Source organism: Ruegeria sp. C11, from assembly GCF_056537725.1.
Map to the genome: position 1 here is coordinate 146,904 of NZ_JBQFSB010000012.1, position 9,080 is coordinate 155,983.

The 9,080-nt window shown below is 58.5% G+C and carries 9 protein-coding genes; 4 read left to right on the forward strand and 5 right to left on the reverse strand.

Features of this window, described 5'->3' with window-relative positions:
* Nucleotide 1 precedes the first annotated feature (1 nt).
* The 4 genes from ACR0NA_RS19170 to ACR0NA_RS19185 are packed head-to-tail and all read right to left on the reverse strand — an operon-like array spanning nucleotide 2 to nucleotide 3,030.
* Nucleotides 2-835, reverse strand: a complete 834-nt coding sequence (locus ACR0NA_RS19170; RefSeq protein WP_480731742.1) for an amidohydrolase family protein — start codon at nucleotides 833-835, stop codon at nucleotides 2-4.
* Nucleotides 832-1,260 (reverse strand): RbsD/FucU family protein, encoded by a 429-nt coding sequence (locus tag ACR0NA_RS19175; RefSeq protein ID WP_480731744.1) that lies wholly within the window; start codon nucleotides 1,258-1,260, stop codon nucleotides 832-834. Before ACR0NA_RS19175 ends, ACR0NA_RS19170 begins: the two co-directional genes overlap by 4 nt.
* On the reverse strand, nucleotides 1,250-2,302 hold the full coding sequence (locus tag ACR0NA_RS19180) for an aldo/keto reductase (RefSeq protein WP_480731746.1): 1,053 nt from the start codon (nucleotides 2,300-2,302) through the stop codon (nucleotides 1,250-1,252). The genes ACR0NA_RS19175 and ACR0NA_RS19180 overlap by 11 nt, the downstream gene beginning before the upstream one ends.
* Before the next feature lie 14 nt (nucleotides 2,303-2,316).
* The gene (locus ACR0NA_RS19185) at nucleotides 2,317-3,030 is read right to left on the reverse strand and encodes a GntR family transcriptional regulator (protein ID WP_170652647.1); all 714 of its coding nucleotides are present in this window, start codon (nucleotides 3,028-3,030) and stop codon (nucleotides 2,317-2,319) included.
* Nucleotides 3,031-3,136: 106 nt separating this feature from the next.
* On the opposite strand from ACR0NA_RS19185, the gene ACR0NA_RS19190 reads away from it, so the two are divergent.
* The 4 genes from ACR0NA_RS19190 to ACR0NA_RS19205 all read left to right on the forward strand — a co-directional run bounded on the left by ACR0NA_RS19190 (nucleotide 3,137) and on the right by ACR0NA_RS19205 (nucleotide 8,261).
* Nucleotides 3,137-4,663 (forward strand): UxaA family hydrolase, encoded by a 1,527-nt coding sequence (locus tag ACR0NA_RS19190; RefSeq protein ID WP_480731749.1) that lies wholly within the window; start codon nucleotides 3,137-3,139, stop codon nucleotides 4,661-4,663.
* A gap of 42 nt (nucleotides 4,664-4,705) precedes the next feature.
* Entirely contained in the window at nucleotides 4,706-6,244 is a 1,539-nt protein-coding gene (locus ACR0NA_RS19195; RefSeq protein WP_480731751.1) for a sugar ABC transporter ATP-binding protein, read from the forward strand.
* Nucleotides 6,241-7,248 carry an ABC transporter permease gene (locus ACR0NA_RS19200; RefSeq protein WP_170652641.1) on the forward strand — a complete coding sequence of 336 codons (1,008 nt, stop codon included), beginning with the start codon at nucleotides 6,241-6,243 and terminating at the stop codon, nucleotides 7,246-7,248. Before ACR0NA_RS19195 ends, ACR0NA_RS19200 begins: the two co-directional genes overlap by 4 nt.
* A gap of 68 nt (nucleotides 7,249-7,316) precedes the next feature.
* Nucleotides 7,317-8,261 (forward strand): substrate-binding domain-containing protein, encoded by a 945-nt coding sequence (locus ACR0NA_RS19205; protein WP_480731754.1) that lies wholly within the window; start codon nucleotides 7,317-7,319, stop codon nucleotides 8,259-8,261.
* A 100-nt stretch (nucleotides 8,262-8,361) separates the two neighbouring features.
* On the opposite strand, the gene ACR0NA_RS19210 is transcribed toward ACR0NA_RS19205, so the two are convergent.
* Nucleotides 8,362-9,003, reverse strand: a complete 642-nt coding sequence (locus ACR0NA_RS19210) for a LuxR C-terminal-related transcriptional regulator (protein WP_480450577.1) — start codon at nucleotides 9,001-9,003, stop codon at nucleotides 8,362-8,364.
* Nucleotides 9,004-9,080 lie beyond the last annotated feature (77 nt).

Here is a 9,080-nt window from a genome sequence, read left to right on the forward strand (position 1 = left end):
GTCACTCTCTCAACAGATAAGCGCGGGTCGCGTTTCCACCAAGGACGGCGTCCCGCTCTGGCCCGGAAAGTTCGGCCAGCAGGGTTTCAGTGGTCTCAATCCAGCGGTCATATGTCCCTGCCAGCGTACAAACCGGCCAGTCACTGCCCCAGATCAGGCGATCCGGTCCAAAGCAGTCCAGCAGATGACCGACATAAGGTTTCAGGTCCTCGACCGACCAATCCGCTGCCGCCTCGGTCATCAGGCCGGACAGTTTACAAAAAGCACCTGTCTCGTGCGCCAGCACCGACATATCCAACGCCCATCCGTCAATCACTTGATCCCGGATTTCTGGCTTTGAACCATGATCAATCACGACGCGCATTTCAGGATGCCGATGCAACAGGGTCAGCAAGTTCGGCAGGTGCCTCGGCAATGTCAGGGCATCGAATGTCAGGTCCTGCGCCAACATTGTCTGGAATGCGGGCGTCAGCGTCTCGCCCAACATCCAGTCAGGGTCGGGTATATCCTGAATCATCGGCCGCAACCCGACCAGTGCAGGATGCCGGGCGAGGTCGGCGATCCGTTCGGGCGCGTCCGGGGCTGCAAAATCGACCCATCCGACCACCCCCCTGATATACGGATTGCTGTCGGCAAGGTTCAGCATGAACCGGGTCTCAGCTTCCGTGGGCGCTGCCTGAACCAGAATCGTACCGGTGATATCATGCGTCTGCAAAAGCGGTTCCAGATCGTGCGGACCGAAATCCCGGTGGATCGGCCCCAGATCTGGCGTAAGCCAGCCATAATCGCCCCGCTTCAAAGTCCAGAAATGCTGATGCGCGTCGATCCGGCTCATCCAATCACGCCCTTTGTCAGAATGATGTTGCCGTACAACCTGCGCTCTCCAGTTTGCACAACGACAAAGGATTGCGCGGCACGTTCGTAGAAATCGAAACGTTCCAGCCCGGCAGCTTGCGCGGGATTATCTGCAACCGAATTGATGATGCTCTGAAAATCGGCCACCGCTTCGGGGGTTTCATCCGCGTTGCCGACCACCTGCATCGTCAGCGCCGGGTTCTCAGCAAATGTATCCAGCGGCATCACCGACAACACCGCGCGCAGCACGTCGCTGGCAGAGGAGCCATCAGCCCGGATACAGGGCGGGCCAAGACTTTCACCGGGAAAGTTCGCATCAGCGATGACTATCATGTCCCCGTGCCCCATCGCGCGCAGGGCATGCAGAAGGTCAGGCGACAGGATCGGGTCGATGTTACGCAGCATGAGCACCCTCCGTCGGCAAAGGCGCATCGTATCGGATCAGCCCTTCATTGCGCAGGTCCGACCATAGCGCCGTGGGTATCGGGCGTTCAAGCAAAGCGACATTGGCCTGAACTTCGGCTGCGTTAACCGCACCGGGGACAACCGTTTTCACGCAGGGATGCCCCAAAACGAATTGCAGCGCGGCGGCGATCAGCGGAGTTTTATGGGCGGCGCAGACCGCCTCGATCCGCCGGACACGATCAAGGGTTTCGGGCGGGGCGTCGGCGTAGTTGTATTTCGCACCCGGCACAGCCCCGGTCGCCAGAATGCCCGAATTGTACGGGCCACCCAGAATGATCCCGACATCGCGTTTCACGCATAGGGGCAGAAAACTCTCTAGCGCGTCCTGTTCCAGCAGTGTGTATCGACCCGCCAGTAAGAAACCATCGAAATCACCCAGACCCAGCAGACGTTCGCAGACCTGCCATTCGTTCACACCCGCGCCGATGGCAGCGATTTCTCCGGCAGCACGCAACTCGGTCAGGGCACGAAAGCCACCGCCATCAAAAAGTTCACGCACCTTGGCATCCGATGCCTCCTGTGATCCCTGACTGAAAGCGCACACATCATGCACCAGCAAAATGTCCGCCTTTTCAACATCCAGCCGGGCCTTGCTGGCCTCGTATGACCGCATAACCCCGTCATAGGTATAGTCGTATACGATCCGTTTCTGAGGGACATCGACAAAGGCCTCGGGCGTCACTTCATGCGGTTCGCAATCCAGCAGCAGGCGACCGATCTTGGTCGAAAGCTGGATGTTGGTCCGGCCGAACCTGCCTATTGCAGGACCAAAACGCTGCTCTGACCGTCCCAGCCCGTATTGCGGTGCTGTGTCGAAATACCGGATACCGGCGTCAAACGCCGCCTGCAAAGCGGCCTGCGCATCCTTATCACTGACCTTGCGATACAGGTTCCCAAGCGGCGCCCCACCAAAGCCCATCCGCGTCAGCGGCACAGACCGGGCAGTACGGGCGTTGAGCAGTGCGGTATCGGTTACTTTCATTACTAATCCTCGTCTCAGGAAGAGCTAAACAGTTCGGGGCGTTGTTGCTCAAGCGGCTCAATTCGCGGCAGCAACTGACCCAGATGGCGGCGCATGGCGGCCTGCGCTGCGGCAGGATCACGGCTGCGAATAGCCTCGAGTATGGCGCGGTGCTCTTCATAGGTTTCCACAGCGCGGCCGGGCGTTGGTAGCAGCAGCACCCGAGCACGGCTGACTTGCAGAGAAACCATCCGGGCGACCGCGATCAGACGCGTAAATCCGGTAAATTGCATCAGCATCGCGTGGAATTCCTCATCCGCCTGATAAAACCCGGCAAAATCCTGATCTTCGACCAGCAGACCTTGCAGACGCAGGTTGCGGGTCAGTTGCGCCAATTGCTCATCGGTTCGGTCTTCCGCCACTTTTGCAACAGCAGCCAATTCCAGCGCCTCGCGCAAAAATGCACCTTCGCGGATTTCAGCCATCGAGAAATAGGCAACACGTGTCGCTGATTGGGGAACCACGTCCACCAGGCCTTCGGCACTAAGCCGCGCAATCGCTTCGGAGACGGGAGAACGGGATACACCCAGTTGCTCACATATTGCCCCTTTGCGCAAAACCGTGCCCGGCAGGAATTCCAAAGACAGGATGGCGCCCTTGAGCGACAGGTAAACCCGCTGCGCCAGCGACCCTTCAAGCGCGCTTATCTCTTTCAGTTGGGCTGCATCGATTTCCGTTGGGGCGGTCATTCATTCCTCCGTGTAGACTAACATGTTAGTTGACATGTGTCTCAAGTCAAGCTAGCACATACATCACTCGTAGCGAATTCGGACGCAAGGCAGGAGGAAGCTCAGCGTGGACGCGCAAGCCAGCGATGTTGTTCAGTTACAGCCACAGGACAATGTGGTCATTGCACTGCGTGATCTGCCTGCCGGGCAGATTGTAGCGGGCCTGAAAGCACCACTGACCTCAGCCGTCACCCGCGGCCACAAGATCGCCAGCAAGCCGATTGCGGCAGGCGCTAACGTTCTTCGCTATGGCCAGATCATCGGCCAGGCCAGAAGCAACATTGCAGTGGGTGATCATGTTCACGTCCAGAATCTGGGCATGGGCGCGCATCAGCAAGATTATGGCTTTGCCAGCCAGAACGAACCCCTTCCCGTCATTGGCGGCAATAGGACGTTTCAGGGCTATCACCGAGCCGATGGCAAAGTCGGAACCCGCAACTATGTCGGCATCCTGACATCGGTGAATTGTGCAGGTTCCGTGGCGCGTTTCATCGCGGAAGCGGCCGAAAAAGCCGGTCTGCTTGACGCCTATCCCAATGTCGACGGTATTGTTCCCATCGTGCACGGCACGGGCTGCGGAATGTCCGGCACTGGCGAAGGTTATGACACACTGTTCCGCACGCTGGCGGGATATGCACAGCACCCGAATTTCGGTGGCATTCTGTTGATCGGTCTTGGGTGCGAGGTGATGCAGGTGGCGGATCTGGTTGGCGGTCGGCCAATCCGGGCTGACGGCATCCTGCGATATATGACTATCCAGCATGAAGGCGGGACGCGAAAGACCATCGAAAAGGGACTGACCGAACTGCAGGGCATAGTTGAACTGGCCAATCAGGCCAGCCGGGCGCCCGCCCCCGTCAGTGAGATCACCGTCGGGATGCAATGCGGCGGATCGGACGGGTATTCGGGGATCACCGCCAATCCGGCCCTGGGCTGCGCCTCGGACCTTTTGGTGCGCCACGGGGGCACCACGATATTGTCCGAAACCTCGGAGATCTATGGGGCCGAGCATCTTTTGACCCGGCGTGCCGAGACAATCGAAGTCGGCGAAAAACTGGTCGAGCGGGTGCGCTGGTGGGAAGACTATACCGCCCGAAACGGCGGTGAGATGGACAACAACCCCAGCCCAGGCAACAAGCGCGGCGGACTCACCACCATTCTGGAAAAATCTCTTGGTGCAGTGGCCAAGGGCGGCAGCGCACCGCTGCGCGATGTCTACAAGTTCGGAGAGCTTGTCGACAAAAAGGGTTTCGTTTTCATGGACAGCCCCGGTTTCGACCCTTGTTCGGTCACCGGACAAGTTGCCTCGGGCGCGAACCTGATCGTGTTCACCACCGGACGTGGCTCGGTCTCGGGGTATCAGCCGACACCCTGCATCAAGCTGGCCACAAACTCCGAAATGTATGCACGCATGTCCGAGGACATGGATCTGAACTGCGGCGACATCGTCACCGATGGTGTCAGCATCGAAGCCAAAGGCGAAGAACTGTTCGAGCTGATGATCGATGTTGCCAGCGGCAAACAGACCAAAAGCGAAGAACTTGGATTTGGCGGGGTCGAATTCGTCCCCTGGCAGATCGGGGCCGTGATGTGATGCGGAAGAATGGCGCAACATGACCGGATCGGGGGAGGAGAAATGACGAAACTGGTCGAAATGACGGGGATCGAAAAGCACTTCCCCGGCGTGCACGCCCTCAAGACCGTGAGGTTCGATCTGGAGCCCGGAGAGGTTCACGCCCTGATGGGTGAAAACGGAGCGGGCAAATCGACGTTGATGAAAATCCTGTCCGGCATCTACCAGCGCGATGCAGGCGAACTGAAGATCGGCGGCCAAAGCGTCAATCCGGACTCTCCGCGCGCCGCACAGGACCTTGGCATCGGGATCATCCATCAGGAACTCAGCCTGATGAACGATCTGACTGCCGCTCAGAACATCTATATCGGGCGCGAACCGCGCAAACGGTTTGGTCGTCTGGACGACGACGCGCTGAACGCCCAGGCGGCAGAGGTCTTTGCCTCGATGAATTTGTCGCTGGACCCGAAAACGCTGGTTGGGAATCTGACCATCGCCAAGCAGCAGATGATCGAGATCGCCAAGGCATTGTCCTATCGCTCGAAAGTTTTGATCATGGATGAACCCACGGCGGCGCTGAACGATGCCGAGATAGCCGAGCTGTTCGTGATCATTCGGCGCCTCAAGGCCGAAGGCGTAGGCATCGTCTATATCAGCCACAAGATGGACGAGCTCAAACAGATCGCCGACCGTGTGACCGTCATGCGCGATGGGGAATACGTCGGAACGGTCGATGCCGCCGCGACACCCATTTCGCAGATCATCGCCATGATGGTCGGGCGGGAGGTCAAGGAAGAGCCACAGGATATTCCGGACCTGAGCGAAGCCGAAGTATCGCTGGAAATCGTTGGGCTGAACCGAGGGAGGGAGATTCAGGACGTCAGTTTTTCCGTCCGAAAGGGTGAAATTCTGGGCTTTGCCGGGCTGATGGGCGCGGGCCGGACCGAGGTCGCGCGCGCCATATTCGGGGCTGACGCCAAAGACGCGGGCGAAATTCGCGTGCATGGTCAAAGCGTCGGGATTGCATCCCCCGCCGATGCCGTACAGGCGGGGATCGGATACCTGTCCGAAGACCGCAAGCATTTCGGTCTGGCGACCGGCATGAACGTCCGCGACAACATCGCTTTGGCATCGATGAACATGTTCACCCGGCGCGGCGGCGTCCTGAATGACGCCGGTATTTCGCGCACAGCGCAGAACTATATCGCTCAGTTAGGCATTCGCACGCCATCAGACACGCAGGAGGTCAGGCTGCTGTCGGGTGGCAACCAGCAGAAAGTTGTCATCGCCAAATGGCTGCTGCGTGATTGCGACATTCTGATCTTCGACGAACCGACGCGCGGGATCGATGTCGGCGCGAAATCCGAAATTTACAAACTTCTTGAAGAGCTGGCAGCCGACGGCAAGGCGATCATCGTGATCTCGTCGGAATTGCCTGAAATCTTACGGCTGAGCCATCGCATCGCTGTCATGTGCGAAGGGCGCCTGACCGGAATCCTGCCCGGCGGCAAAACGGCCACGCAGGAAGAAATAATGAAACTGGCCACGCAACGCGAAGCGGCAATGCAGGTGTCAGAGCACGCAACGGGGACACATCAATGACCACTGCAACCGACGTGAAGCAAAAAAAGCCGCTGGCTCCGCTGACCGACACGGGCGCCTATCAAAAGCTGCTGGCCTTTGCCAGCCTCATCGCCCTGCTGATCGGATTCTCGATAGCGTCTCCCAACTTCATGCAGACCTCGAACATGATCGCCATCTTGCAGGCAACATCGGTCAATGGGGTGCTTGCCGTGGGCGTGACGCTGGTCATCATTACCGGCGGCATCGATCTGTCGGTGGGCACATTGATGACCTTTTGCGCCGTCATCGCCGGGGTGGTTCTGACCTATCTGGGCATGCCGCTTTTGCTTGGCGTGATCGCGGCCATTGCCGCCGGTGCCTTCTGCGGCCTGTGCTCGGGCACGTTCGTCGCCAAAATGAAGATCCCTCCGTTCATCGCGACACTCGGCATGATGCTGATCCTCAAGGGCCTGTCGCTGGTGATTTCCGGAACGCGACCGATCTATTTCAATGATACACCCGGCTTTGACCAAATCTCGCGCGGATCGCTGATCGGCGATGTTTTTCCCGGCCTGCCCATCCCGAACGGTGTGCTGATCCTGTTTCTGGTGGCCATTGCCACGTCGTACATCCTCAGCCGTACCGTGCTGGGCCGGTACACATTTGCCCTGGGTTCAAACGAAGAGGCGGTGCGCCTGTCGGGTGTGAACACAGATGCCTGGAAAATGCGGATCTATGCCCTTGCCGGCGGCATCTGCGGGATCGCGGGCGTCCTCATCGCTTCACGCCTGAACTCGGCCCAGCCCGCTTTGGGGCTTGGGTATGAGTTGGAGGCGATTGCCGCGGTGGTCATCGGCGGCACATCCCTGTCCGGCGGGCGGGGCACCATCCTGGGAACGCTGATCGGCGCCCTGATAATGGCAGTTCTGACCAACGGGCTGCGCGTCCTGTCAGTGGCGCAGGAATGGCAAACGGTGGTGACCGGCGCCATCATCATCCTTGCGGTCTACGCCGATATGGTGCGCCGCGGAAAAACGAGCTGAGGCAACTTCAATACAGGCAAAACCAATAGAAAATTCAACAGGATAAAGACTCAACAGGAGGAGAAGACATGCTTTCACGCCGCTTAATTCTCGGGGCTCTCAGCGCTGTGGCGCTCAGCGCTCCCGCGTCCACTGCCTTTGCCGAGGAAATCTATGTTCCGCTGGTCTCGAAAGGTTTCCAGCACCAGTTCTGGCAGGCGGTGAAGGCCGGTGCGGAACAGGCCGCCAACGAAGAGGGTGTTCGGATCACATTCGAAGGCCCCGACAATGAAACGATGGTGGACCGGCAGATCGACATGCTGGCCGCCGCGCTGGCCAACAAGCCCGCCGCCATCGGATTTGCCGCGCTGGATAGTCAGGCCGCCATCCCCCTGCTGCGTCAGGCGCAAGAGGCAGGCATTCCCGTGATCGCCTTTGACAGTGGCGTCGATAGTGACATCCCCCTGGCCACCGCGACCACCGATAACGTCGCCGCCGCGTCGCTGGCAGCCGACAAGATGGCCGAACTGCTCGGCGGCAGCGGCAAGGTGGCAGTTGTTGCACACGACCAGACCAGCCGGACCGGGATCGACCGCCGCGACGGCTTTGTTAATCGCATTGCCGATAAATACCCGGATATCGAGGTTGTCACAGTACAATATGGTCAGGGCGACCACCTGAAGTCCACCGAAGTCACCAAGGCCATTCTGACTGCAAACCCAGACCTGAAAGGTATCTTCGGCACCAACGAGGGGTCAGCGATTGGTGTGGTGAACGGTGTGCAGGAACTTGGCACCAAGGATCTGGTGATCATCGGCTATGACTCGGGCAAGGCCCAGAAGGACGCGATCAAAAGCGGCCTGATGGCCGGAGCAATCACTCAGAACCCGGTTGGCATCGGATACGAGACGGTCAAAGCGGCCGTCGCCGCCACCAAGGGCGGAGAGGTGCCAGGACTGATCGATACCGGCTTCTACTACTATGATGCATCCAACATCGATGATCCGGAAATCGCGGCCGTCCTTTACGACTGAGGTAAAGGCTGTACTTTCTAGGCCCGGCGCACCCACGCCGGGCTGAATTTTCCGGGTGATTGTTGTTTTCAGGCAAATCAGCCTTCCGTCGTCTGAAGACTCATGACTGTTTTGAGCCTCCGGAAAACTGCGAAGAATAGTAATAGGCAATCGCCTGCGCCCGGTTCTTCACCGACAATTTTTCATAGATGTTGGACAAATGAAATTTCACCGTATTGGTCGAGATTTGCAGTTCTTTTGACAGGTCCCGATTTGACATCCCCTTGGCCAGCGCATCCAGAATCGCGCGCTCTTTGCGGGACAGGCTGTGTATGGGATCCTGCTGCATCTTGCGCACGTCGATAAAGGGGAAAACCATTTTGCCCGCTGCCACTTCGGCACAGGTCTCTAACAACCCTTCGACCTCGCCGGAGCGTGCAGCAAACCCGGCAGCACCGGCCTGCATCGCCAATCTGGGAATATCTCCTGCTGTATCGCCATAGACGACGAACCTAGGCGCGGTTTCCTGTTCGCGCAGCACCTCTATCAACTTCGCAGCCCCAAGAACGGGCAGGTTCCAGTCGATGACGGCGATCTTAACGGGCACGCGCACAACCATTCCCAGAAAGCCTTCTGCGGTTGCCGAGGTTGCGACAAGCGAGAATCGGGTGTCGCGCTCAAAGATTTCGGACATTGCCGAGAGCACCAGCGGATTGCTGTCCGCCAGCATGACGTCGATTGCTTCAGTTGTTTTCCCAAGCATATGAAATTGCCTTTGAATTTGGGTTTTCCTACCCGTTTTGGTGGTGTGTGTTGTGGTATACGGTGGTATCCTTACCC

Coding starts and splice junctions, on each gene's coding strand:
- ACR0NA_RS19210 (WP_480450577.1), bottom strand. CDS start 9,003: ATGCTTGGGAAAACAACTGAAGCAATCGACGTCATGCTGGCGGACAGC.
- ACR0NA_RS19170 (WP_480731742.1), bottom strand. CDS start 835: ATGAGCCGGATCGACGCGCATCAGCATTTCTGGACTTTGAAGCGGGGC.
- ACR0NA_RS19185 (WP_170652647.1), bottom strand. CDS start 3,030: ATGACCGCCCCAACGGAAATCGATGCAGCCCAACTGAAAGAGATAAGC.
- ACR0NA_RS19175 (WP_480731744.1), bottom strand. CDS start 1,260: ATGCTGCGTAACATCGACCCGATCCTGTCGCCTGACCTTCTGCATGCC.
- ACR0NA_RS19180 (WP_480731746.1), bottom strand. CDS start 2,302: ATGAAAGTAACCGATACCGCACTGCTCAACGCCCGTACTGCCCGGTCT.
- ACR0NA_RS19195 (WP_480731751.1), top strand. CDS start 4,706: ATGACGAAACTGGTCGAAATGACGGGGATCGAAAAGCACTTCCCCGGC.
- ACR0NA_RS19200 (WP_170652641.1), top strand. CDS start 6,241: ATGACCACTGCAACCGACGTGAAGCAAAAAAAGCCGCTGGCTCCGCTG.
- ACR0NA_RS19205 (WP_480731754.1), top strand. CDS start 7,317: ATGCTTTCACGCCGCTTAATTCTCGGGGCTCTCAGCGCTGTGGCGCTC.